This window comes from Patescibacteria group bacterium (genome assembly GCA_004297215.1).
GTDB lineage: Bacteria > Patescibacteriota > Patescibacteriia > UBA9934 > GWF2-40-263 > 2-01-FULL-63-20.
Map to the genome: position 1 here is coordinate 45,119 of SCUM01000001.1, position 23,947 is coordinate 69,065.

Annotated in this window: 20 protein-coding genes and 2 tRNA genes; 19 read left to right on the forward strand and 3 right to left on the reverse strand. The window is 63.5% G+C overall.

The genetic code is table 11. From position 1 onward, the window contains the following. Position 1 precedes the first annotated feature (1 nt). The 13 genes from EPO34_00230 to EPO34_00290 all read left to right on the forward strand — a co-directional run bounded on the left by EPO34_00230 (position 2) and on the right by EPO34_00290 (position 16,169). Complete coding sequence (locus EPO34_00230; protein TAK03578.1) at positions 2-2,728, forward strand: PAS domain S-box protein; 2,727 nt, start codon at positions 2-4, stop codon at positions 2,726-2,728. A gap of 197 nt (positions 2,729-2,925) precedes the next feature. Then, a complete protein-coding gene (locus EPO34_00235; protein ID TAK03579.1) occupies positions 2,926-4,488 on the forward strand; it encodes a hypothetical protein in 1,563 nt (520 codons plus the stop codon). Beyond that, on the forward strand, positions 4,485-5,444 hold the full coding sequence (locus tag EPO34_00240; GenBank protein ID TAK03580.1) for a hypothetical protein: 960 nt from the start codon (positions 4,485-4,487) through the stop codon (positions 5,442-5,444). Before EPO34_00235 ends, EPO34_00240 begins: the two co-directional genes overlap by 4 nt. Before the next feature lie 100 nt (positions 5,445-5,544). After that, positions 5,545-6,987 (forward strand): NAD(P)/FAD-dependent oxidoreductase, encoded by a 1,443-nt coding sequence (locus EPO34_00245; GenBank protein TAK03581.1) that lies wholly within the window; start codon positions 5,545-5,547, stop codon positions 6,985-6,987. 24 nt (positions 6,988-7,011) lie between these two features. Further along, on the forward strand, positions 7,012-7,593 hold the full coding sequence (locus EPO34_00250; GenBank protein ID TAK03582.1) for a helicase: 582 nt from the start codon (positions 7,012-7,014) through the stop codon (positions 7,591-7,593). 1,023 nt (positions 7,594-8,616) lie between these two features. Continuing rightward, positions 8,617-9,558 (forward strand): ribonucleotide-diphosphate reductase subunit beta, encoded by a 942-nt coding sequence (locus EPO34_00255; protein TAK04303.1) that lies wholly within the window; start codon positions 8,617-8,619, stop codon positions 9,556-9,558. A 7-nt stretch (positions 9,559-9,565) separates the two neighbouring features. Then, positions 9,566-11,473 (forward strand): ribonucleoside-diphosphate reductase subunit alpha, encoded by a 1,908-nt coding sequence (locus EPO34_00260; GenBank protein ID TAK03583.1) that lies wholly within the window; start codon positions 9,566-9,568, stop codon positions 11,471-11,473. A gap of 58 nt (positions 11,474-11,531) precedes the next feature. Beyond that, complete coding sequence (locus tag EPO34_00265) at positions 11,532-11,819, forward strand: hypothetical protein (GenBank protein ID TAK03584.1); 288 nt, start codon at positions 11,532-11,534, stop codon at positions 11,817-11,819. Continuing rightward, positions 11,803-12,159: a hypothetical protein gene (locus EPO34_00270; GenBank protein ID TAK03585.1), complete on the forward strand. Its 357-nt coding sequence runs from the start codon at positions 11,803-11,805 to the stop codon at positions 12,157-12,159. Before EPO34_00265 ends, EPO34_00270 begins: the two co-directional genes overlap by 17 nt. A gap of 99 nt (positions 12,160-12,258) precedes the next feature. Next, positions 12,259-13,608, forward strand: a complete 1,350-nt coding sequence (locus EPO34_00275; protein ID TAK03586.1) for a DNA cytosine methyltransferase — start codon at positions 12,259-12,261, stop codon at positions 13,606-13,608. Then, positions 13,598-14,689: a hypothetical protein gene (locus EPO34_00280; GenBank protein ID TAK03587.1), complete on the forward strand. Its 1,092-nt coding sequence runs from the start codon at positions 13,598-13,600 to the stop codon at positions 14,687-14,689. Before EPO34_00275 ends, EPO34_00280 begins: the two co-directional genes overlap by 11 nt. Beyond that, positions 14,689-15,537 carry a hypothetical protein gene (locus tag EPO34_00285; protein ID TAK03588.1) on the forward strand — a complete coding sequence of 283 codons (849 nt, stop codon included), beginning with the start codon at positions 14,689-14,691 and terminating at the stop codon, positions 15,535-15,537. Before EPO34_00280 ends, EPO34_00285 begins: the two co-directional genes overlap by 1 nt. A gap of 47 nt (positions 15,538-15,584) precedes the next feature. Beyond that, complete coding sequence (locus EPO34_00290; protein TAK03589.1) at positions 15,585-16,169, forward strand: NUDIX hydrolase; 585 nt, start codon at positions 15,585-15,587, stop codon at positions 16,167-16,169. Between the two features lie 70 nt (positions 16,170-16,239). On the opposite strand, the gene EPO34_00295 is transcribed toward EPO34_00290, so the two are convergent. Together EPO34_00295 and EPO34_00300 are read right to left on the reverse strand one after the other, a co-directional pair. Then, entirely contained in the window at positions 16,240-17,247 is a 1,008-nt protein-coding gene (locus EPO34_00295; protein TAK03590.1) for a magnesium transporter, read from the reverse strand. Positions 17,248-17,301: 54 nt separating this feature from the next. Next, a tRNA-Pro gene (locus EPO34_00300) sits at positions 17,302-17,377 on the reverse strand. Positions 17,378-17,440: 63 nt separating this feature from the next. Between EPO34_00300 and EPO34_00305 the strand changes: the two genes are divergently transcribed. The 5 genes from EPO34_00305 (at position 17,441) to EPO34_00325 (ending at position 22,499) form a co-directional block, all read left to right on the forward strand. Beyond that, on the forward strand, positions 17,441-17,956 hold the full coding sequence (locus EPO34_00305) for a class I SAM-dependent methyltransferase (protein ID TAK03591.1): 516 nt from the start codon (positions 17,441-17,443) through the stop codon (positions 17,954-17,956). 96 nt (positions 17,957-18,052) lie between these two features. Beyond that, the gene (locus EPO34_00310; protein ID TAK03592.1) at positions 18,053-18,571 is read left to right on the forward strand and encodes a DUF4178 domain-containing protein; all 519 of its coding nucleotides are present in this window, start codon (positions 18,053-18,055) and stop codon (positions 18,569-18,571) included. 9 nt (positions 18,572-18,580) lie between these two features. Beyond that, positions 18,581-20,344 (forward strand): penicillin-binding protein 2, encoded by a 1,764-nt coding sequence (locus EPO34_00315; GenBank protein TAK03593.1) that lies wholly within the window; start codon positions 18,581-18,583, stop codon positions 20,342-20,344. A gap of 81 nt (positions 20,345-20,425) precedes the next feature. Then, positions 20,426-21,733 (forward strand): hypothetical protein, encoded by a 1,308-nt coding sequence (locus tag EPO34_00320; protein ID TAK03594.1) that lies wholly within the window; start codon positions 20,426-20,428, stop codon positions 21,731-21,733. Positions 21,734-21,740: 7 nt separating this feature from the next. Continuing rightward, positions 21,741-22,499: a slipin family protein gene (locus EPO34_00325; protein ID TAK03595.1), complete on the forward strand. Its 759-nt coding sequence runs from the start codon at positions 21,741-21,743 to the stop codon at positions 22,497-22,499. An 86-nt stretch (positions 22,500-22,585) separates the two neighbouring features. Here EPO34_00325 and EPO34_00330 read toward each other — a convergent pair. Continuing rightward, a tRNA-Glu gene (locus EPO34_00330) sits at positions 22,586-22,661 on the reverse strand. Positions 22,662-22,757: 96 nt separating this feature from the next. Here EPO34_00330 and EPO34_00335 point away from each other — a divergent pair. Then, positions 22,758-23,909, forward strand: a complete 1,152-nt coding sequence (locus EPO34_00335; protein TAK03596.1) for a hypothetical protein — start codon at positions 22,758-22,760, stop codon at positions 23,907-23,909. Positions 23,910-23,947 lie beyond the last annotated feature (38 nt).

Genomic DNA, 23,947 nt, shown 5'->3' on the forward strand with positions numbered 1-23,947 from the left:
TATGCGACCCATCGGCCGAATGGAACTCCCGTCTTCCCGCAAGCTCTTTCCGATGCTTGCCGGCGTCCTTGCCGTCTGGTGGCTTTTCCTGCAGTTCCAGGCCGACCACGAGCAGGCGGCCAATTTCCTGTTCAACGTCGGGTATGCCATCCCGCTGTTCTTGGCCGCCATCGGGTTCTTCGCGGCCGCGTGGCAGTGGAGGGGGAGGGGGTATCCGGAAACCGCGGTGATGGTGCTCGTCGGGATCCGTTTCGCCTTTTACGGCGTCGCGCAGCTCTTCTGGACCTACTACAACATGGTCGAGGGGATTTCCATCCCGGAATTCACCGGCGCGGACGTGTTCTACCTGTCCGGCCTGTTCGTGGAAAGCGCGATGATCGCCGGATTCCTGTTCCATCGCGTGCGTGCCAGGTCGTTCACGCGCACGACGGCCGCCTTGATCCTCGCCGCGCTCCTTGCCGCCGCGTTCGCGGCCACGTTCGTGCTCCTGCGTGCGCTGCCGGCCTATGAGGGGACGATCATCTCGCTGGACTCGCTCTACGTCGTGCTCGGGTTCCTCGCGCTGTTCGGGTGCCTCATCGCCATCTCGCTTGAGCGGCATCCGGAGATGCAGCCGCTGCTACTGGGTCTGTTCGGCTACCTGTTCGTGGGGGCCGCGGCGGACCTGGCGTACACCGTGCGCGAATCGGCCGGCGCGTATTGGAACGGCGACGTCGCCGACGGGCTGTACGCGGTCATGGCCCTGGTCGCCTGCTTCGTGGCCTCGAGGCTCATCCCCAAGCGCATCGACCACGCCTTAGGCGGCGAGAGAGCGCGCATGGGCCGCCGGGCGTTCGGGCTTCTGCTGCTCCCGCTGGGCCTCTCGCTCGTGGGGTTGCTGCTTTCGGCACGCGTGGCTCAGTCCTCGCATGAGGCGGAGGTCGGACGGCTGGTGCAGGAGGCAGTCGAGAGCGACGACCGCATCGCCACGCTCCTCGGCCAGGCGTTCCGCGCCGAAGAGGCGGATGTCGTTTCCGTGGTCGCGTTCCTTTCTCAAAGCCAGGAGGTGACGGCCGAGGAATTCGCCGGCTTCATCGAGGAATTCAGGGGGCATTTCCCCGGGGTCGTGCGCGTGGGGTTCGTGGACGGCGCCGGCGTGCTCGTGCATGCCCAGGGCGATTCGCTCGGGCCGATCGGGACGGACTATGCGGCGGACCCCTCGCGCGAGGAGGTGATGCGTCGCGCCCTCTTAGCGGATGCCCTCGCGGCGGGCGGCCCGTTCGAGAGCGCGGAAGGACCCTCGCTGTTCTTAAGCCATCCCGTGCGTCGCGACGGCGCGCCGATCGGCTCGGTCGTGGGCGTGCTGCCGCTTTCCCCGTTCCTGGGTGGCCTTTCCGAGGACACCGCGATCAAGATCGCGGACGTGCGTCTGCTCATCGGGGATGTCGAAGTCGCCCGAGACGGGAGCGCGTTTTCGCCCTCGCGCGAGATAGGGGAACCCGACGCCGCGGCGCCGGTGCTCCTCGGGGACCTGCCCCTGGTCGTGGAGGCGCGCGTGAACGCGCACTCAGCCGGAGAAGCGTACCGGAACAGTCTGGCCCGGTTCCTCGCGCTCCTGTTCATCTCGCTCACGGTCTCCGCGGTGATGTTCCTGCTCGTGTCCCAGCGCCGGCGCGTGGAGGAGGAGCTGTCCGATCGCACCTCCTCGCTGCGCGCCACGATCAAGGACCTCACGCAGGCCAAGTTCTTCCTTGACAACGTGCAGGACGCGGTGGCCGCCACGCTCGGGGACCGCGTCCTGTACCACAACCAGGCGTTCCTGCGGCTGTTGGGCGCCAAGGAATCCGCGCCCAAGGGGATGGACCTCATAGGCTTCCTGTCAGACCCGTCCCAGTCCGAAACGATCCGGCGCGCGGTGGAAGCGCGCGGGGAATGGTCCGGGGAGGCCAAGGTCCGGCCGGTCGCGGGCAAGGAACGCGACGTGGAGCTCGACGTGCGGATCATGCGCGACGAGCGCGGGAAGCCCGTCGCCAACCTCACCGTGGCGCACGACGTGACGGACCGCAAGGCCGTGGAACGCGCCAAGACGCAGTTCGTGTCCATGGTGGCGCACCAGCTGCGCACGCCCATGACGCAGCTCCGATGGCTGGTCGAGCAGGTGCTCGAGTCGAAGGGGCTCCCCAAGGCCACGCGCGAGGCCATCGGGCAGGCGCAGGAGATCGTGCTTGCCGAGAACCGGTTCGTGGGCGACCTGCTCAACGTGTCGCGCATCGAGCGCGGGGTGCTGAAGCTTGAGAAGAAGGCCGTGCCGGTCGCGCGGATCGTGGAAGCCGTGATCGAGCCGCTCAAGCCGCTCGCCAAGGAACGCCGCACGTCGCTCAAGGTCGGCGCGCTGCCGGACCTGTCGGTGGACGTGGACGAGGAGAAGATCGTGCAGGCGGTGCGCAACGTGGTGGACAACGCCGTCAAGTATTCCCCGAAAGGGAACGCGGTGACCGTGAAGGCGGAGAGGGAAGGCAAGGACGTGATGCTGTCCATCACGGACAACGGGAAGGGGATCCCCGAGGAGCTGTGGGACAAGCTCTACGACATCAAGACCGAGATCTCGCCGGGCGCCACCGCCTCCTCGCAAAGCACCGGGTTGGGACTCTACCTCACCAAGAAATTCGTGGACGCCATGGGTGGGAGGATCTCCTTCACGACGAGCGCCAAGGGGACCACCTTCGTCATCCGGTTGCCCGCGGCCTGACCCTGGCGTATCCTGCCCGGGTATATGTCAGATGTGCCTCTGTCCGCCTTTTGTCCCCGATGCGGGGCTTCGCGCGAGATGATCGACGATGAGCCCTTGCGCATGCCCGGGCACGGGGCGGCGCGCCGCGCCGTGAAGGGCACATGCGCCACGTGCGGGGCGGCCTTGTTCAAGATCCTGGAAGATCCTGCCGACCTATGAGCCGACCGATCGATGCCCTGCGCCTGGCGGTCAGCCAGGAGAAATCCTTGTCCGCGGCGCCTCCGGAAGCCGACGTCATCGTCGTGAGCGATACCGTGTCCGCGGCCGCGAGCGTGTACGAGACCCTGCGCAACACGCTCGAGTACGACGAGGAGCACCTGCTCCGGCGCAACGCCATCCGCCGCATCCTCAAGCGCCGCCTCGACGAAGAGGCGGCGGATGCCGTTTCCTCCGAGCTCCTGCGCGAGCTCATCTGGGCGCGCTACCTTCCCAACAAGCGCGTCCCGGAACGCCTCTCGCGCGCGCTCGCGTCGCTCTTGCGCAAGTATCGGCCGCTCTTTTCCTCGGCGCACGAGGCGCCTGACCCCGGATACGCCGAGGAGTGGCTGCTCGACGCGGTCTCGAGCGAGGTGGAATACGCGCTCTCCCCGCCGCTTGCCGACGAGGCGCTCGCGAGCTTCGCCTATGCCGAGCTCAAGGCCCGCGCGCGCTGGCCCGCGTCCATGGCACAGGGCGACCGCGAGCTGCAGCTCTACATCGCCGTGCACCGCGCGGTGCTCAAGAGCAATCTCGCCACCTTGCGGTTCCGCACCCTCACCCTGTTCTATCCGGGCTGGAGCGGCGCCTCGCCGGACGATCCGCTCGTCGCGGAGGTCGCGGCGAACCTGCCCAAGGTGATCGCCTCCGTGGACCGGCAGATCGCTCACCCATGGGCGGACCACATGTTCCGGCTCGTGCGCCGGTACGCCGTCGTGTTCCATCTCATCCGCGACGTGGTTGACAAGCAGCCGGAGGCGATGGAAAGCGCCGACCGTGCCACGGTGGACGCGGCGATCGAGCGCGCGGCCCGCGCGCGGTACGCCCGCTTTTCCGAGCGCCTGCGCCGCGGGGTGTTTCGCGCGGTGCTGTTCCTCTTGTGCACCAAGACCGTGCTCGCGCTCGCGATCGAGCTCCCGTATGAGCGTCTCGTGATCGAGGAGACCTCGCTTGCCCCCCTCATCGCCAACATCCTGTTCCATCCGCTGTTGCTCGGGGTCATCGGGCTCACGGTGGGCATCCCCGCCAAGAAGAACACCGCGCGCATCCTCGAGCTTTCCCGAGGCATCCTCGGGTTCGGCGACGACTTCGTCGTTCCCGTGAAAGGGCTGCGCGCGCCGCCGGGAGGGGCGCTGGCCTTCGTGTTCAACCTGCTGTATTTCTCCTTCTTCGCCGTCACCGTGGGAGGGATCACCGCCCTCTTGTCCGCCCTCGGGTTCAACCCGGTGTCCATCGCGTTCTTCCTGTTCTTCCTCGCGCTCGTCACCTTCTTCGGCCTCAAGATCCGGAATTCCCGCCGCGAGCTGGTGATCATCGAGACGGGCGGAGGGATCCTCGGCACCGTCATGGACGTGCTGTTCCTGCCGGTGGTGCGCCTGGGCCGGTGGATCTCGCTGCGCGCGCCGCGCGTGAACGTGTTCCTGTTCTTCTTCGACTACATCGTGGAAGCGCCGTTCAAGGGGGCGATCCGGCTCATGGAGGGATGGCTCGCGTTCCTGCGCGAGAAGAAAGAGGAGATATGAGGAACGGCGCCGTGATGCTCGTCATCGCGGCCCTCGCGGGCCTTGCCGCCGCTGTCGTCGACCGTCCGGCGCCGCTTCAGATTGGCGTGACCTTCTCGACCGCGTACGCGAACGAGCTCGGCGAGGATCCCGAGGCGGCATTCCGGGCGGTCGTTTCCGAGCTCGGGGTCCGCCGGATCCGGTTGCCGGTGTATTGGTCCGAGGTGGAAGGGGAGCGCGATGCGCCGGATTTCGCCGCGTACGACCGCCTGGTGCGCTTGGCGGAGGAGCGCGGCGTCGCGCTCACGCTCGCGATCGGGGCCAAGGTCCCGCGCTGGCCCGAATGTTTCGTGCCGGATTGGGCCGCCGGCTTGCCGAAGGACGCCTTCCGGGAGGAGCTTTTTTCGTTCCTGCGGGAAACGGTCGAGCGCTATCGCGGGAGTCCGGCCGTCGAACGTTGGCAGGTGGAGAACGAGGCTCTGTTCCCGTTCGGCGTGTGTCCGAAGCCAGATCTGCCCCGATTGCTCGACGAGGTCGCGCTCGTGCGGTCGCTCGACCTGCGTCCCATCCAGGCGACCGCGAGCGGCGAGCTCGAGAGCTGGGCGCTTCCGGCCATCCCCGCCGACATCCTCGGCGTCTCCATGTACCGCACCACCTGGAATGACTGGTACGGCTATTTCCGCTACCCGATCCCCCCGTGGTTTTATCGCCTGCGCTCCGCCCTCGTCTCCCCGCTCGTCCGGGAAACGGTCATTTCCGAATTGCAGGCCGAACCGTGGTTCAACGGCCCCGTCGCGTCGCGTCCGCTCGCCTATTGGGCGAAGGCGTTCACGCCGCACGACCTCAAGGAGAACGTCGCGTTCGCCGCGCGCACCGGCATGGGCGAGGCATACCTGTGGGGAGCGGAGTGGTGGTATCATCTGCGGCAGAACGGTTTGCCTGAACTTTGGGATACGGCCAAGACCTTTTTCCGATGAGGTTTGAAAGGTTGTAAAAGTGATAAAGGTGTTGGAACCTTTTTATCAAAAATATTCCACCACCTTTCAAACCTTTCCCACCCTTACAACCTCCGTCATTATGTCCAAGACTTCCACCTACGACGTGATCGTGATCGGAGCCGGCTCGGCCGGTTTTTCTGCTGCCGAAGAAGCGCGTCGGCTTGGCGCTTCGGTGTGTCTGGTGGAGAAAGGGAAGTTAGGCGGCGAATGCCCCAATTGGGCGTGCGTGCCGAGCAAGGCGCTGTTGCGCGGGGCCAAGCTGATGCGCGAGGCGCGCGCCGCCGAGCGGTTCGGGGTGAAGACCGGCGCGGTGTCGCTCTCCTTGCCCGACGCGTTCGCGTATCGCTCCAAGGTGGTCGCGTCGATCACCGGCGGCGGGGAGCGCGGCGCGCGGTACGAGCGCCTCACCGCGCGCGCCGGCATGGACGTCGTGTACGGCGAAGCGGCCTTCACCGACCCATACGCCCTCGAGGTGGGGGAGAAACGCCTCATCGGCAAGGCGTTCGTGATCGCCACGGGAACGGAAGAATTCCTCCCGCCCGTGCCCGGGCTTTCCGACATCGGCTACCTCACGTCGAAGACCGTCCATGAGCTCACGCGCGCCCCCAAATCCATCGCCATCGTTGGCGGCGGACCGGTGGGATGCGAGTACGCCACGTTTTTCAGCGCATGCGGGACGCGCGTCGTGCTCATCCAAAGCGCGCCGAGGCTGCTCAACCGCGAAGATCCGGAGATTTCGGCCCTGGCGCGCAAGACGCTCGAAAGCCAAGGGGTGGAAGTGGCCTGCGGCGCCAAGCTCGTCGAAGTCATCAACGGGCGCGGCGGGGTGTATGGCCTCAAGACCGAGGGCGCCGACGGGAACCTGCCTGCCGGCAGGCAGGACGCCACGCATGCGGTGGAAGCCGTCCTTGTCGCGGCGGGCAAGCGCGCGGCCGTGGCAGGGCTGAACCTTGCCGATGCGGGCGCTTCGCTCGACGCGCAGGGGTTCGTGAAGACCGACCGGAGCGCGCGGACGAACCTCAAGCACGTGTTCGCGGCCGGCGACGTGGATGGCGGCTCCCTGTTCACGCACGTGGCGCACCACGAGGGCGTGGTGGCCGGACACAATGCCGCCCTGGTCGCGCGGGGGAAGCGGGCGGGATTCCAGCAAGTGGACGAGCGCGTGGTCCCGCGCGTCACGTTCGTCGACCCCGAGGTGGCATCGGTCGGGTTCACGGCCGAGGAAGCCAAGGCCAAGTTCAAGCTCAAGAAGGTGCTCGTGGGCCGGTTTCCGATCCAGGCGCTCGGCCGCGCGGCCACGGATCATGCGGCGGAGGGGATGGTGAAGCTCGTCGCGCACCCGAAGACGGGCAAGCTCCTCGGCGGCCATATCGTCGCCGAGCGCGCCGGGGAGATGATCCACGAGGTCGCCCTCGCCATCCACCTGGGCGCGACGGCGGAGAAGCTGGGTTCGATGATTCATGCATATCCGACGTATAGCGAAGCGGTTTTGGCAGCGGCGAACAGCCTGGTCACTGAGTGACCTTGTGCTATACTTTCGCCCATTATGGCTGGAAAGGAAGTGGTGCTAGACATCGAGACGGCGAATACGTTCCAGGAGGTGGGAGCCTATGACCATTCGAAATTGATCATTTCGGTCATTGGAGTCTATTTCTACGAGAACGACGAATACAAGGCGTACGAGGTGCCCGAACTCGCGGAGCTCTGGCCCAGGCTCGAACGGGCCGACCGCATCATCGGGTTCAATACGCTCGGGTTCGATTTGCCGGTGATGAATAACTATTACCCGGGCAATTTGATGACGTTTTGCAATTTGGACCTCATGGCCGAGGTGGAAAAGGCGCTCGGTCACCGCATGAAGCTCGACGACCTCGCGAGCGCGAGCCTCGGACACGGCAAGACCGGTCACGGGCTGCAGGCCGTGGAGTGGTGGAAGCAAGGTCGCAAGGAAGATGTGAAGAAATACTGCCTCGACGACGTACGGGTCACCAAGGAACTGTACGAATACGGCCTCAAGTACAAGGCGCTCGCGTACGAGGATCGGCTTGGGGGTCGAAAAGGCATTCCCGTGGACTTTTCTCCCAAGGCGCACGAGGCAACGAAGATAAACCTGACGATGCCGTTCTAAATCCCATCGCGTGTTATCCACAGCTGAAAAAACACCTAACCACTGGTGTTTTTTGGCGCTTGAAGCGCCCTAGGCAACGGCCTACAATGACGAAGCACCGTAAGGCATTTCCTTGCGTGGCCTCTCGTCGCTGGTGGCATGGTCTTGTTGGACAATCCATGCAATCGGGTTGTTTTTTTCTGCCTCATTATGAACGACCGAGCCAACAACGCGCACGCGCAGGCAGGCCGCTTCTATTTCACGTCCATCAAGTCCGTCCGCGCCCCCGACGGCCGCACCGAGGCGTTCGACCCGGCGCGCCTCGAGCAATCCGTTCGGGACGCCTTTTTGGCGGCCGGCATCACGGGCGAGCAGAACGAGCAGATGGTGCTGCACGTCACCGACGAGACCGTGGCCAAGCTCACCTTTGCCTACGGCGACCAGGAGCCGGAGCGCTTCGACGTGCGGCAGATCACGCATTCGGTGCTCATCGACAACAACCTGTCGCTCGTGGCCTCCGCCTACCTCATGCGCACCGAGGGGCCGCGCCTGCTCCAGGGAGAGGAGCCGCACGTGCCCAGCGGCAAGAAAGGCCCGCCCATCGCCTCCCGCCGCCGGCTCCCCAACGAACGCGCTTCCATCACGCATAAGTTCCAGATCGGCTCGCACCGCGGGTACGTCACGGTGGGCCTGTACGAGGACGGCTCCCCCGGCGAGATCTTCGTCCGGATGAGCAAGGAGGGGAGCACCATGGCGGGCCTGCTCGACAGCCTCGCCACCTCGGTGTCCATCGCCCTCCAGTACGGGGTGCCGTTGCGCGTCCTCGTCGACAAGTTCAGCCATGTCCATTTCGAGCCCAGCGGCTTCACCGAGCACCAGAACGTCCGGTACGCCAAGAGCGTGGTGGATTACCTCTTCCGCTGGCTCGGCATCAAGTTCCCGGAGGCGATGGCGCGACAGAAGTCGCTTGACGCGGACGCGCCGGAGGAAGCCGCCCCGGCGAGCGCGGAAGGGATCAGCAAGGGGCTCATCGGCACCTGTCCGATGCTCACCCCGCGCAAGGTGTACAAGCCGATGGAGTACCCCCAGTACTTCGACTATTTCCAAAAGCAGAACCAGGCGCACTGGATGCCGCTTGAGGTGCCGATGGAGTCGGACATCAACGATTACAAGCACAAGCTGACGGCCGAGGAGCGCAACCTCGTCATCAACATCCTCCGGTTCTTCACGCAGGGCGACCTCGAGGTCAACAACAACTACAACAGCCACCTCATCCCGTTCTTCCCCAAGCCCGAGATCAAGATGATGCTCACCGCCTTCGCCCAGATGGAGGGGATCCACGTGTGGGCGTACTCCTACCTCAACGACTCGCTGGGCCTGCCGGACGCCGAGTACAGCGCGTTCCTCGACATCAAGTCGATGCGCGCCAAGTACGACTACATCCAGAACTTCGACGTGCGCACGCTCGAGGACCTGGCCGTGAACCTGGCCGTGTTCGGCGGGTTCATGGAAGGGGTGAGCCTGTTCTCGAGCTTCGCGATCCTCATGCACTTCCCGCGCATGGGCAAGCTCAAGGGCGTGGGGCAGATCGTCACCTGGAGCATCCGCGACGAGTCGCTGCATTCCATGGGCGTGTGCAACCTGTTCCGCGACCTCATTTCCGAGAATCGCCTCATCTGGACCGACGAGCTGCGAAAGACGCTCTACGGCGCCTGCCAGGACATGGTGGGCCTCGAGGACGCCTTCATCGACACCTGCTTCCAGATGGGCGACGTCCCCGGCCTGACGGCGGACGAGGTCAAGCAGTACATCCGTTACATCGCCGATCGCCGATTGAACGACCTCGGGCTCGACGCGGCGTACGGCCTCGTCAAGAACCCGCTCCCGTGGCTCGACACCATGATCAACGCCAAGGAGCACGTCAACTTCTTCGAGAATCGCGCCACCGAGTACACGAAGGGAGGAGTGATAAACGATTGGACATAACCCCGCTATGGCCGCCTACGCATCCGTCATAGACGCGTTGTCGAAGAACGACCTTTGGGGCGCGCGCGACGTGCTCCTCGAGAAGATCCTCAAGGAGGTAGAAGGCCGCCACAGCTGGGACGCCCCGTGGTACAGCGCGGACAAGGCGGTCCAGCAGGGCATCCGGCTCGCCCCGGAGCGCAACAAGCTGTTCTCGTATTTCGGGCTGGAGAACCTGTACGACCGCTACCTCCTGCGCGACGAGGCGGGAAAGATCGTGGAGGAGCCGCAGACGTTTTACGCGCGCATCGCGACCGGCATCGCGCGCGGGGACGCCGCCTTCGCGCAGGAGCTCTATGACATCATGAGCCGTCACTGGTTCCTGCCGGCCACGCCCGTGCTCATGAACGTCGGCACCGACAAGGGCCTGCCCATCTCCTGCTTCCTCAACACCGTGCCGGACACGCTCGAGGGGATCTTCGACCTGTATCGGGAGAACGCCTTCCTTGCCAAAAACGGCGGGGGGATCGGCACAGACTGGTCGCGCCTGCGCGGGAACAACGCCCCGCTCAAGAAGAGCGGCCTCAAGTCCTCCGGGGTGATCCCGTTCCTCAAGGTCATGGATTCCGAGACGCTCGCCATCTCGCGCAATTCCATCCGCCGCGGGGCCGCCGCCGCCTACCTGCGCATCGACCACCCGGACATCGAGGAGTTCCTGGAGATCCGCAAGCCCACGGGCGGGGACATCGACCGCAAATGCCTCAACCTGCACCAGGCCGTGGTGCTCACCGATGATTTCATGCGCGCGGTGGAGAAGGGGGAGACGTATCCGCTCGTCGACCCGCACTACAAGACGGTCGCCAAGAAGCTGGATGCGGTGGAGATGTGGCGCAAGATCCTCACGATGCGCGCCGAGACCGGGGAGCCGTACATGATGTTCCTCGACACGGTGAACCGCGCCGTCCCGCCGCATCACCGGCAGAAGGGGCTCCTGGTGAACCAGAGCAACCTGTGCGCGGAAATCGTGCTTCCGACCAACGACGAGCGCACGGCCGTCTGTTGCCTGTCCAGCCTCAACCTCGAGCGCTACGACGAGTGGAGGGACCGGATGGGGCATGTGGTGGCGCTCGCCGTGAAGGCGCTTGACAACAACCTCGACACCTTCATCGAGATGGCCGATCCCGTGGAATTCAAGAAGGCGATCTTCTCGGCCAAGTCGGAACGGTCCGTGGGCCTCGGGGTGATGGGGTACCACGGCTACCTCATGAGCAAGGGATTCCCGTTCGAGAGCGTGGCCGCGCGCGCGTTCAACAAGGAGTTCTTCGCCCTCCTCCAGGCGCACGCCAATGCCGCGTCGGAAGCGCTCGCCAAGGAGCGCGGGCTCCCGCTCGACGGGGGGACGCGTCGCAACAGCTATCTGCTGTCGCTCCAGCCCACCGCGTCCACCGCGTTTTTATGCGGCGAGGCATCCCCTTGCGTCGAACCGATCACCGGCAACGCCTACCTGCAGAAGACCCTTTCCGGCAGCTTCCTCGTGAAGAACAAGTATCTAGACAAGCTGCTCACCGAAAAGGGGATCAACGACGAGGAAACGTGGAAGTCCATCATCGCCGGGCGCGGGAGCGTGCAGCACCTCGATGCGCTCACCGACGCCGAGAAGGCGCTCTACCGCACCGCCGAGGAGATGAACATGCGCGAGATCGTGCAGCAGGCGGCGGACCGCCAGCCGTTCATCTGCCAGGCCCAGTCCATCAACCTGTTCTTCCGAGCGCCCATCTCGGGCAAGTACATGCACGAGACGCACATGCTCGCCTGGAAGGCCGGGGTGAAGACGCTCTACTACCTGCGCTCCAGCGCGCCCATCGAGGCCGACAAGATCGACATGAAGTCGTTCAAGCGCGACCTTGCCAACGAGGAATGCGCGGTCTGCCAATGAATGGAGAAGGCGTAAGAATCAGCAAAAGAGACGATGAATCGTCTCTTTTGTACGAACTATGGTTTTTAACGACGAACAGAAAAAAAAATTCGTTCAACATCTTGATTCAGTTTGGGAAAAACAAAACTGCTGGATTTGTTCTTCAGATAACTGGACAATTCTAGACAAAGCTTTTCAAGTAACCGAATTTTTTCCAGGTTCCTTACTGACTGCGGGAAAAGTGATGCCATTCGTTGCGCTGGTGTGCAACAAGTGTGGCAATACCCTTTTCCTCAACGCTTATAAGGTCGGCGTGCTTAAAGTGGAGCCGACAGAGGTTGAGAAAGGTCATGCCGAAGAAAAATAGTAAAATGACTTCTGGCTTCGGGATTCTGACCGAGATGCCCGATCCTGCCCACGAAACTCGCCTTGCGATTCGGAAGGCTGATTGGAACCGCCTGAAGAAGGGGGTTGCTACAATCTGCGAAGAGGGCTGGTTTGATGTTAGGATTCGGGATATCGGAGTCGGGGCCCTTGTTGGAGGACTTACTATGCTGATTACGGGTCCGAGGGAATGGGGAGCCGCACTCGTTGCTGCTTCGGTGTTGATTTTGTGGGCAGACAGCATTCGCCATAAAGGACGGAAAAGCATCTGCCAGCATCTCCACGAAGACATGGTTTCCGTCGAAGAGACCTTCCAAAAGTAAGACACTCATGACGGGGGTATTTGTCGCTTGATGCATGGTAGAATAATTGTGCGTTCGAAGTTGAGGAGTGCAGGTCCGGAAGGAAACCTGACAATCCGTATGCCTAACAAGCGTTTTAAGACCATTTCTCTTTTTTCTGGTGCGATGGGTCTTGATATTGGCCTGGAAAGGACTGGGGCTTTCGATTTGCTCGCGGCCGTCGAAAAAGAGCCAGTTTTTTGTGAAACAATTCGACAAAATTGTGCCGCTGGTAGGGTTGGAAATAAAAAACTTTGGGTATACGAAGGGGACATAACAGGATTTGATCCAAAGAGGGTGATGAAGGATGTCGGCGTCAGCCCAGGAGAACTCGACCTTCTCGTTGGTGGTCCGCCTTGTCAGAGTTTCAGCACTGCTGGTAAGCGAGGGACGGTTTCGGATCCGAGAGGTACGTTGATTTGGCAGTTCCTCCGCTTCGTCGAGATAATGCGCCCACGCTTCTTTTTGATGGAGAACGTGCGCGGCCTTCTTTCTGCGGCGCTAAAACAGAGACCAGTAAAAATGAGGCCGGATCGGGGAGGCCCTCCACTTGAGGACGACGAACTTCCCGGGTCGGTCGTCAGGCGATTCGCGGCAGATTTCGAAAAGATCGGTTATCGTTTTGATTGTTTCGAGGTCAACGCGGTCAATTACGGTGCACCACAAATTCGAGAAAGGGCATTATTTATCGGGAATCGGTTCGGTGAAGTGGTGGATTTTCCCATGCCGACTCATGGAGTTGGGGACGAACAAATAGCTCAGACGAAGCTGCTCGCTTCAGGTATAACCATGTTCCAACCACGCCGGACGCTCCGTAACGCGATTGGCGACTTACGAGAAGTGAATCCGGTAATTTTGGATTTCAGTCCGCGGAAAAAACGGTTTCTTTCCCTGATTCCACAAGGGGGAAACTGGCGTTCATTGCCAGAGGAATTGCAAAAGGAATCGATGGGGAAAGCTTGGAAAGCGAAAGGGGGGCGTTCTGGCTGGTGGCGGAGATTGAATTTTGATTTACCCTCGCCAACAGTCGTGACGATGCCAAATCACGCAAGCACAGCTTTGTGTCACCCCACGGAAGTTCGAGCATTGACTTTGAGGGAGTGCGCGCGGATACAGGAGTTTCCTGATGCGTGGCAGTTCTGCGGAACCGCTCAGCAGCAGTACGCTCAAGTCGGGAATGCGGTTCCAACACGACTTGGTCACGTGGCTGGCCAGACACTTGTCGGATTGTTGCAAAAACATGTTAGTAAAAAAGGGGAGGCCATTTCTCCACTTGCGCCAAGCCGAGTCATTTATCTTCAATCACATATTCGTACACGGCAGTGGTTCAAGAGCGGCCAAGCTGTAATTTGGAAAGACGGGAAGGAAAATCATCAGATGGCACCGAAGACAGTTCGGGCCGAAAGAGCATTAGCAAGTTATGCCCGGTAGATCGTTAGATGAGTTTTACATGACGCAACGGAGGCGCACGTCTTTCGATCCGAAGGAGCTGAAGGAACTTTTCCGTCAGATGGATCAAAAGCGCGTTAAGGCTTTGGCTTCGAGCATCGCGGCGCACATTGCTGCGAATTTGCAACGAACGGTCGAAAGGAAATCGAAGTTGTCTGACTACCGCACCAGCCCATACGTTCTTACTGCCATTTCGAGCGTGATGAATCTGGCCAAGCCTTTAGATTTAGCGCGATTTCTTCTCGATACCAAGTTGTATACTGGTTTGGAAACCTCATTTGGCAAACAGATTGAAAGCGCATTCGTACAACATTATCCTTCGCTTGATGGGTTGTCTGGCCGATGGACTGACCCAATCGAGAAGTTGGAAGAATTCGCTGGACTCAAAGGGCTTACCAGAGAGACGAAAGCCTCAAAGAGGTCGCATTCGGTTTGGCGAGAGATCGATAAGGAATGCACGGTAGGCGACCGCAGATATCTAGTTTCGATAAAAAGCGGTCCGCACTGCATCAATGATACGCAGGTGGCGGGTATGGTTCATGCGATTAAAGAAAACTATTTGGAATGGTTGCAGGCAAGCAAGAAAGCGAATCCAAAAGTTAAAGGAATTGATGTAGTTATCGGCTTGACGTATGGGACGCCAGCGACCACCAATAATAAAGAAAATCAAATTCTTGTTAAATTAAGGGGAGATGGATTTGAGCCTTTGAAGGGAAAAAATGGAGTACTCGTCGACAAGAGAACAAAATCCGTTCGGGTTTATCGAGCTGTTGGAATTGACTTCTGGTCATTCATCGGTGACCCCCGTAGTCCAAATAAGGCTCGTCACACATTCCTTGAAGCATTACTTGCATTATCTTTGGCCATGCGAGCTGGCGAAGGGCGTGAATCACTTCTTGATTCAATTCAGGCACGAGGCATAGCACTTGCCCGTGCAATTGAAGCAATCGTGTTGAGTTTTCCCCAAAGCCTTTTCCCCAAATGGGCACATCGGGAATTATCCGATGATGAATTCCTTTGGTTGAGTACGGCCATCACATCATTCTACGATGAGGGAGTATAATGACAGAAAGACTCCCGACGCGATGTCGTGGGTTTGCGTTTGACCCATTCGACAGCGCAGGCAAAACGCCGTACAACATGCTGTATATGCAGACGCGCGTCGTCATCCTCGCGGCCGGCAAGGGAACGCGGATGAAGCAGGACCTCCCCAAGCCGCTTACGCCGGTTTGCGGCAAGCCCATCCTCCAGTACCTGGTCGAGGCCGTCGAAGGGGCAGGGATCGGGGTGGGGGAGCCGATCGTCGTGGTGAACAAGGACCGGCCGGCGCTGTGCGAGGCGTTCGGGAAGAGCTGCGCGTATGCCGTGCAGGAAGAGCAGCGCGGCACGGCGCACGCGGTCGCGTCGGCCCGCGAGGCGCTGGTCGGCGCGGAGGCGATGATCACCCTCTACGGCGACCATCCCTTCGTCTGCGCCGACACCGTCCGGCGGCTCGCGGCGTTGCACGCCTCCGCCGCGGGACCGCTCAGCATGCTCACGTTCACCGTGCCGGATTTTTCCGGGTGGCGCGGCGCCTTCGAGCACTGGGGGCGGGTGCTTCGCGACGGGGCCGGGAACGTCGTCGGCGTACGCGAGTTCAAGGACGCGAGCGAAGAGGAGCGCCGCATCCTGGAAATCAACCCTTCCTTCTTCTGTTTCGACGTGGCCTGGTTCTTCGGAAACGTCCATCGCGTAAGCGACAAGAATGCCCAGGGCGAGCATTACCTTACCGACATGGTCGCCGTGGCCGTCTCGGACGGCCACCGCATCAAGGCCGCGTCGGTGGATCCGCAGGAGGCGATCGGCATAAACACCCAGGAAGAACGGCGGTTTGCCGAGGAGCTCTTGCAAAAACGCCCGTTTCATGCCTAGACTGTAGTGCCTCTGTCGGCATCATCTGCACGTTTCGGGGAGAGAGAATGGTGGAAAAGCTACGCGAACAGGAAATGACCGGGCGGGAGATCCAACGGGTCTACTGCATGAATGACGGGGCGGAACGCAGCTTCGTCGTCCGGGCGGACAAGGACGTCGCCGTCACGGTGGCGTTCGACCTCGAAGGGATGGTGCTGCTGTGCAGGCAGTTCCGTCCCGGGCAGGAGCGGTTCGTGGACGATCCGCCGGGCGGCATGGCCGAGCCCGGGGAGGATCCGGAAACGACCGCGGCGAGGGAGCTCCTCGAGGAGACGGGCTACGAGGCCCGAGAGCTCATGCGCGTGTGCGCGCATCCGATGGTCACCAATTCGACCAGGACGGTGTACGGCTTCCTGGCTCGCGGGTGCAAGCGGGTCGCCGAACCCGCCTTGGACGACGGCGAGCACATCGAGCTCGTCCGCAAGCCCCTTCCGGAGTTCGTGCAACAGGTCGCGCGCGGCCTGGTGAGCGACTACGGGGCGGCACAGGCGGCGCTGTTGCGCGAGCTCGTGCCGATGCTCGGAGACGGCGAGCGCGCCGCCTTCGCCGCCATGCAGCTGCAGGTCCTCGCCGGACTGCCGCTGTCGCAGTGAGCGACGCGCGTCCATGACGGGCGACCGAACCAGCGCGTGGTCCGGTCGTTTTTCTTTTTGCCCGTCGACGTCAGATCAGCAGCCAGGAGGCCACGGCGAAGTAGATGGAGAGCGAAAGCAGGTCCTGGACGATGGTGGTGAACGGCCCGCCGCCCACGGCCGGGTCGCGGCCGAACTTGCGCAAAAGCTCGGGGATGGCGATTGCCACCGGGCCGGCCGCGACCATCACGAGGAACATGGAAAGCGAAACGATGGCCGCGACCTGCGGCATCCCGGTGAGCAGGAGGGCGAACGGGCCGATGAGCAGGGCGGACACGAGGCCCATGGTCGCGTCCACGGCGACCTCGCGCGCGAAGTAGTGGCGCTTGTCGAGGGCCTCGAGCGCGAGCGAGCGCACGTAGATCGTCTGCGTCTGCGTGCCCACGGCGTCGCCCATGTATACGATCACCGGGATGAAGAAGGCGAGCGCGATCACCGATTCGAGGTCCTGCCTGAACCCGTCCACGAGCAGGGTGGCGAGCATCCCGCCGAAGAGGCCCACCACGAGCCATGGCGTGCGCCAGGCGATCAATTGCGGCAGGCGCGCGGCGATCACTTCGGAGAATCGCGCGCGCGTGGCCGCGAGACCGGACGCCGAAAGCACGCTTCGCACGTGTTCCGCCTCGAGGGTCGAGAGGATCTCGTCGGTGCCCACGGCGCCCATGAGCGTCCCGTCGTGGTCCACCACGGGGAGCATCTTCACCCCGCGGGCGATGGCGCGCGCGGCGGCCACGCGCACGTCCGAGTGCGGATGCACGACGGCGAGGTTGCGTTTCGCGAACGCGCGCATGGCCTGCATCCCGTCCGAGCGCAACAGCTCCTTGATGGAAACGACGCCCAGGAGGTGGCGCTCGTCATCCACCACATAGACGTAGGAGACGCTATCCCAAACGGCCTTTGGGTCGGTGAGCCGCCGGCGGGCCGAGGAGACGGTCTCCTCCGGCGGGGCCGTCGGGATCCGAAGCAACATCCGCCGCGCCGCCGCGTCGGGGGGGAAGTGCGACTTCGCGCGTTGCCGTTCGAGCCCGTTCCTCCTCACATGCGTCGAAGTATAGCGCAAAAACAAAAGGCCGTCCGCATGGACGGCATCTTGTGGTCGGGCCGGCGAGACTCGAACTCGCGGCCTCTTCGTCCCGAACGAAGCGCGCTACCAACTGCGCCACGGCCCGATGTGCCGGAAGGATAGCGGATGCCGGATGCCATGGCAAGGGACATGGTAGGATGGGGCACCTATGCATTGGCTGGCGCTTATCGGTCTGTTTCTCCTCGCCTCGGTCGCGTATGCGGCTTGGCGCGGGGCGCCGTGGGTGCCCACCTGGCGGCGCGACCTGGACCGTCTGGCCGGCCTTGCCGCTCTCAAGCCCGGGGAGCACTTCGTGGAGCTCGGGTGCGGCGACGCCCGCGTGTGCGTCGAGATGGCGCGCCGGTCCGGCGCGCGCGCGACCGGGGTCGAGCTCGGGCTGCCGCAATGGGCCGCCGCCCGCCTGCGAGCCTGGCACTCGCGGCTTCCCGTGCAGATCGCGCTTGGCGACGCGTTTTCCTTTCCGCTCGCGGACGCGGACGTGGCATATCTCTTCCTCATGCCAGACGCGCTCGCGAAGCTCGCTCCCAAGCTCGCGGCGGAGCTGCGACCGGGCGCCCGGGTGGTGAGCTACGTGTGGCCCGTGCCGGGGATGCAGGTGGTGCGGGAAGATCATGTGGAGGGATCGCCGGTGATCTTCCTACAGGTGAAAAAACTTGAAACGTGAAAACTTGAAACGGTGAAAGGACACGAGAAAACATGAAACCTTTGAAACGTTTCATCTTTCATCCTTTCCCAAAAACTTTCAAGATTTCAAGTTTTCATGTTTCAAGTTTTCCCCCTTGGCATTCCCAAGGGCTGTGCGTATAATCGCCGCAAACACCTTATTGACGTTATGACGATTGACCAACTCCTCTCCGCATCCATCGGGACCGAATGCACCGTGCACAACGAGCCGTTCGCCTACGTCGGCCGCGCCGACGTCACCCTCGACGGGGGCGACGTGCGACGCTGGCTCTATGGCGGGGGCGGCGACGTCCTCGCCATCTCTCCCGACGACGAGGAGATCATCCTGTTCAAGGTCGTCGAGGAGGAGCTGGAGCCCCAGGGCGACACCGTGCTCTACGGCGGCAAGGAATACGAGTTCAGTTACGAGGATTCCGGCATCGTTTCCGGCGTGGAAGGGGACGCCTCCGAGGAGTGCGAGGACCGCCTCACGTTCAGCGAATACCAATCCGAGGACGGCGAACGCCTCCGCCTGGTGACCAGCGAGAACCGGAGCGAGACCTCGGCGTACCTCGGCACGACCGTCGTGGAGGAGGACATCCTCCCGATCGAATGACCGCGCCGCATGGGGGATGAGCGCCGATCACGCTGGAAACCGCGTACCGCGACGGGCGATCGGCGCACCGGCGTGTTCCGCGGCCTCATGGCGCTGTTCGCCGTCGCGCTCGTGGGGAAGCTGTTCCTCCTGCAGGTGATGGACCACCCGCTGTACGCGGCGCTCGCGAGCGGCCAGCACGGCATCTTCCAGCGGCTGTTCCCCAGCCGCGGCGACATCCTCATCCACGACCTCAAGGACGACGCGCTCATCCCGGCGGCCACCAACCAGCGCCTCGCCATCGTCTTTGCCGACCCGCGAGGCGTGGAGGACCCGGAAAAGACCGCCGCGCTCGTGGGCGAGGCGTTCGGGTACGACGAGGAGAAGGTGGCGTCGCTCGCGCGGCGGCTGTCGCGCCGCGACGACCCCTACGAGCCGATCGAACGCCGCGTTCCTGAAGCGACGCTCGCGCGCGTGCTCGCGCTCGCGCTTCCCGGGATACGGGTCGCGAGCGAGGAGACGCGCTTTTACCCGGAGAAGGAACTGGGCGGGCACGTGTTCGGGTTCCTGGGGCCAGACGACGACGGCGCGATGACCGGAAAATACGGCATCGAAGGCTGGTTTGACGAGGAGCTTGCCGGCACGCCCGGGTACCTGAAGAGCGAGCGCGACATCAGCGGGCGCATCATCGCGGTCGGGGAGCAGTCGGTGATGCCGGCCGTTCCCGGGTCCGACGTCGTGCTCACGATCGACCGCACCATCCAATACCGCGCCTGCCAGGCGATCGTGAACGCGGTCGCCAGGTACCAGGCCGACGGCGGCTCCGTGGTGATCATCGAGCCGGGAACGGGGCGCATCCTCGCCTTGTGCGCGACACCGGACTTCGACCCGGGCGACTACGGCCGCGCCGGGAGCGTGTCGGTGTTCAACAATCCGGCGATCTTCGACGCGTACGAGCCGGGGTCGGTGTTCAAGGCGTTCACCATGGCCGCCGCGGTCGATGCCGGCGCCGTGACGCCGGAGAGCGGCTACGAGGACACGGGCAAGGTCACGATCGGCGCGCACGACATCGAGAACTCGGACCGAGCCGCCCACGGGTGGCAGACCATGACCCAGGCGCTCGAGAAGTCGCTCAACACCGGGATGATCTTCGCGATGCGGGAAACGGGCCGGGACGTCTTCGCGGAATACGTGAAACGGTTCGGGTTCGGCGAGCGCACCGGCATCGAGCTCGAGACCGAGGCGCCCGGCGACATCCGCAGCCTCGATAAGGAAAGCGAGGTGTTCCCGGCCACGGCGAGCTACGGGCAGGGGATCACGGTCACCGTGCTCCAGCTCGCCGCCGCCTATGCCGCGATCGCGGACGGCGGCATCCTCAAGGCGCCGCGCATCGTCGACGAGGTGCGCCGCGCGGACGGGACGGTGGAAACGCGCGCGAGCGCGGACGTGCGCCGCGTGATCGACCAGAAGACGGCGCGGCTCATCGCCGGGATGCTGGTCTCCGTGGTGGAGAAGGGCCACGGCAGGCTCGCCGGCGTGAAGGGGTATTACGTGGCCGGCAAGACCGGCACCGCGCAGGTGGCGCGCCAGGACGGGCGCAGCGGGTACGAGGACGACGCCACCATCGGCTCGTTCGCCGGGTTCGCCCCGGTGGAAGACCCGAAGTTCGCGATGGTGGTGCGCATCGACCGTCCGCAGGGCGCGAGGTGGGCCGAATCCACGGCCGCTCCGGTCTTTGGCGAGCTGGCGAAGTTCCTGTTAGAGTACTTTGAAGTGCCTCCGACGAGGAAATAATTAGTTGGCAGGGAGTAGGCGGTAGGGGGTAGGGCGATAATTTTCCTACCAACTACCACCTACCAACTACCACCTCTCGCTATGAAATCCCTCCTCCTCAACCTCCTTTTCCGGCAAACCAAGGCAATCCTCGTCAAATACCACCCATCCATCATTGCTGTCACGGGTTCGGTGGGGAAGACCACCACCAAGGCCGCCATCGCCACCGTCCTCGCCGACCGGTTCCGCGTGCGCGCGTCTAAAGGGAATTTCAATACCGAGCTCGGGGTGGCGCTCACCGTCTTGGGAGCGGACGAAGAGCCGGGGCGCAGCCCCACGGCTTGGCTCGCGCTGCTCCTTAAGGCCTATCGCCTCCTTGCCTCGCACGACGAGGCGTACCCGAACCTGCTCGTGCTTGAGTTCGGTGCCGATGCTCCCGGCGACATGGGCAAGCTCTGCGACCTCGCGGCGCCGGACGTGGCCGTGTTCACCGCCTTTTCTCCGGTCCACCTCGCAAACCACCCGTCCGCGCAGTCGCTTGCCGACGAGGAGGCGACGGCGGTGATGCGCGTCAAGCCCGGCGGGCTCGCCGTGCTCGGCGCTGACGATCCGATCGTGCTCGCCTATCGCGCTTCGGTCACGGCACCGCTCGCCACGTTCGGGCTTTCCGACGGCGCGGACGTGCGCGGGGAAAACGTCGCGCTCGCGACCCGCGACGACTTCTCCTTCGAGCCGGGCGAGGAGTTCGCCCGCACCTCGTTTACCATCGTCACGCGCAACTCCCGCGCGGATGCCGTCCTTCCGCACCTGGTCGGAGAGAGTCCGGTACGCTCCGCCCTCGCCGCTACGGCCGTGGCGCTGCACTTCGGAGTGTCGCTCGGCGAGATCGCGGCGCGGTTCAAGGACCTGCTGCCCGTGCCCGGCCGCATGCACCCGATCGCCGGCATCAAGGGCTGCCTCCTCCTCGACGACTCCTACAACGCCGCGCCGGCCTCCATGCATGCCGCGCTCAAGGCGCTGTGCGCGTTCCGCCCGGCCGCAGGCGCGCGCCGCATCGCCGCGCTCGGGCACATGGCCGAGCTCGGTCCCGCTTCGGAGCAAGAGCATCGCCGCCTCGGCTTCGCGGTGCAGGAGGCATGCGTGGACCTGCTCGTGACCGTGGGCGAGATGTCGCTCGACACCCGCCGGGCCGCGATCGAGGCCGGGCTCCCCGAGGCGCAGGCCCTGCATTTCGACCGCCCCGAAGAGGCCGGCCGCGCGCTCGACAAGCTGGTGAAAAAGGGCGACATCGTGCTCGTGAAGGGCAGCCAAAGCGCCCGCATGGAAAAGGTCACCAAGGACCTCATGGCCGAGCCGCTCCTTGCGGAAACCTTGCTGGTGAGGCAATACGGGAAGTGGCTAACCTCATAATCCGATTATGGATATCCTTCTCACCCTCCTTCTCGGCCCGTTCGGCCTGTTCATCCTTATCCTCCTGCTCGCCTCGCTCAAGCAGGTCAACCAGTACGAACGCGGGGTGAAGTTCACCATGGGCCGGTACGCCGGCATGGTGGAGCCGGGCTGGCGCCTGGTGATTCCCGTCTTCCAATCCATGCGCAAGGTGGATTTGCGCCTGCGCACCGTGGACGTGCCGGCGCAAGACGCCATCACCAAGGACAACGTCTCGGCCAAGATCAACGCGGTCATCTATTACAAGGTCACGGACGCGGCCAAGACGGTCATCGAGATCGCCAACATCGATTACGCCGTGCTCCAGCTCGCGCAGACCACGATGCGCAACGTGGTGGGCGAAGTCACGCTCGACGAGCTGCTCTCGCAGCGCACGGTCATTTCGGACAAGATCGAGAAGCTGGTGGACGCCGCCACTACCGGATGGGGCGTGGAGGTGGTCACCACGGAGCTGAAAGACATCAACCTGCCGGACACCATGATCCGCACGATCGCCAAGCAGGCCGAGGCCGAACGCGAGCGCCGCGCCGTCATCATCAATTCCGAAGGGGAAGTGGCCGCCGCGCAAAACCTCGCCAAGGCCGCGGAGATCCTGTCCCAGCACGCCGGCGCCCTGCACCTGCGCACGCTCAACTCCATCAACGACATCAGCTCGGACCAGTCGAACACCGTGGTGTTCGCGGTCCCGCTGGAGGTCCTCAAGGCGCTCGAGGGGTTCAAGAAGTGATTCGACCCTAGGTCGAATCATCCTGAGGGCCATCAGGACCGAAGGAACTCCTGGAAGGAAAAAGCCCCGGCGTGCGCCGGGGCTTTTGGTGACCCTACCGGGACTCGAACCCGGGTTTGCTCCGTGAGAGGGAGCCGTCCTGAACCGCTAGACGATAGGGCCTCAAAATGTGCCGGAAGGATAGCAAGGGCCGCATCAGAAATCAAGTCTTGACGGTCCGTTCAGGCGTGTTTAGATGGGCGCATTAACCCCTACGTTATGGACCTGTTGCCAAAGAACCTCCCTCTTGACGGTGGAATGCACGACCATGCCCATGATGCCGGCCAAGGCGTGCCGCGTCTGCTGCCGTTCATTCTCGGCGCCCTGGTGGTGCTGGTGGCCGCGTTCGTGCTGGTGACGAAGACCGGCCTCGTGGCCCAAGCGGAAATCGCCACGGTGGAAGGGAAGGTCGAGCGGTATGCCGAGGGGACGGGCTGGGTGGAGGCGGCTGCCGGGGACAAGGTGATTTCCGGCACGCGCCTGCGCACGGCGGACGGGCGCCTCGCCGTGTCGCTTCCGGGAGGCTCCGCGCTGCGCCTGGACGGCAATACGGAAGTGACGGTGGTGGCGCTCGGGCGCGACCGCCTGCGCCTCGACCTTGAGCGCGGGCGGGCGTACAGCCGGGTGAAGGAAGGGATGGACTGGCAGGTGCAGGCGTTGGACGCCACCGTTTCCGCGGTCGGGACCGCGTTTTCCGTGTCCGCGGACGAAGCCAGGCGACGCGTGGGCGTCGATGTCATAGAGGAGAGCGTCCACCTGGCCGCTTCCGTCGCGGACGGCAAGGTCGAGCGTGATATCGAGGAAGGGACGTACGTGTCCGTCGACCTGGCGCGGGCCACCTCGGACGCGATCGCGGAAGCGGTGATGAATCCGGCCGACGTGCGCAAGGATCCGTTCCTCGGGTGGAACGTGAAGCTGGACGAGGCCACCGGCGTCGCCTTCGCCTGGTTCGACGCCTTCGTGGCCCCGGTCCCGGCCGTCGCGGCTCCCAAGCCAGCCGTGAAGCCGGCTCCCAAGCCGCCGGTCGCGACGACGAAGACCACGACGACCTCAAGCACGAAGACGGTCACCGCCACGAGCCCGGTGTCTTCCGAGATGCGCCTCCAGGCCTTTTCCGGGCCGGAGGGGGTGAACCTCGTGTGGACGCAAAGTTCCACGCCCAAGTTCCAGGGATACAAGGTGGTGCGTTCCGAAGCCAATCCAGATCCCACCTATCCCAACGACGGGTACATCCGGTTCGCCACGGATCGCTCCAACACCGCGTTCCTTGACACGGGCGCCGCGTTCCGCAAGACCTACTATTATCGCATCTGCCGCCTGGCCGAGGGCGTGCCAGTTGCCTGCGGGAACGTGGTGACGGTGACGCGGTAGCCATACCGCGTCATCCTGAAGCGCCGCAGCGCTGAAGG

Excerpts from the sequence above, each read along its gene's own strand:
- EPO34_00230 (TAK03578.1), top strand. The coding sequence starts at position 2 with ATGCGACCCATCGGCCGAATGGAACTCCCGTCTTCCCGCAAGCTCTTT.
- EPO34_00235 (TAK03579.1), top strand. The coding sequence starts at position 2,926 with ATGAGCCGACCGATCGATGCCCTGCGCCTGGCGGTCAGCCAGGAGAAA.
- EPO34_00240 (TAK03580.1), top strand. The coding sequence starts at position 4,485 with ATGAGGAACGGCGCCGTGATGCTCGTCATCGCGGCCCTCGCGGGCCTT.
- EPO34_00245 (TAK03581.1), top strand. The coding sequence starts at position 5,545 with ATGTCCAAGACTTCCACCTACGACGTGATCGTGATCGGAGCCGGCTCG.
- EPO34_00250 (TAK03582.1), top strand. The coding sequence starts at position 7,012 with ATGGCTGGAAAGGAAGTGGTGCTAGACATCGAGACGGCGAATACGTTC.
- EPO34_00255 (TAK04303.1), top strand. The coding sequence starts at position 8,617 with ATGCTCACCCCGCGCAAGGTGTACAAGCCGATGGAGTACCCCCAGTAC.
- EPO34_00260 (TAK03583.1), top strand. The coding sequence starts at position 9,566 with ATGGCCGCCTACGCATCCGTCATAGACGCGTTGTCGAAGAACGACCTT.
- EPO34_00265 (TAK03584.1), top strand. The coding sequence starts at position 11,532 with ATGGTTTTTAACGACGAACAGAAAAAAAAATTCGTTCAACATCTTGAT.
- EPO34_00270 (TAK03585.1), top strand. The coding sequence starts at position 11,803 with ATGCCGAAGAAAAATAGTAAAATGACTTCTGGCTTCGGGATTCTGACC.
- EPO34_00275 (TAK03586.1), top strand. The coding sequence starts at position 12,259 with ATGCCTAACAAGCGTTTTAAGACCATTTCTCTTTTTTCTGGTGCGATG.
- EPO34_00280 (TAK03587.1), top strand. The coding sequence starts at position 13,598 with ATGCCCGGTAGATCGTTAGATGAGTTTTACATGACGCAACGGAGGCGC.
- EPO34_00285 (TAK03588.1), top strand. The coding sequence starts at position 14,689 with ATGACAGAAAGACTCCCGACGCGATGTCGTGGGTTTGCGTTTGACCCA.
- EPO34_00290 (TAK03589.1), top strand. The coding sequence starts at position 15,585 with ATGGTGGAAAAGCTACGCGAACAGGAAATGACCGGGCGGGAGATCCAA.
- EPO34_00305 (TAK03591.1), top strand. The coding sequence starts at position 17,441 with ATGCATTGGCTGGCGCTTATCGGTCTGTTTCTCCTCGCCTCGGTCGCG.
- EPO34_00310 (TAK03592.1), top strand. The coding sequence starts at position 18,053 with ATGTTTCAAGTTTTCCCCCTTGGCATTCCCAAGGGCTGTGCGTATAAT.
- EPO34_00315 (TAK03593.1), top strand. The coding sequence starts at position 18,581 with ATGGGGGATGAGCGCCGATCACGCTGGAAACCGCGTACCGCGACGGGC.
- EPO34_00320 (TAK03594.1), top strand. The coding sequence starts at position 20,426 with ATGAAATCCCTCCTCCTCAACCTCCTTTTCCGGCAAACCAAGGCAATC.
- EPO34_00325 (TAK03595.1), top strand. The coding sequence starts at position 21,741 with ATGGATATCCTTCTCACCCTCCTTCTCGGCCCGTTCGGCCTGTTCATC.
- EPO34_00335 (TAK03596.1), top strand. The coding sequence starts at position 22,758 with ATGGACCTGTTGCCAAAGAACCTCCCTCTTGACGGTGGAATGCACGAC.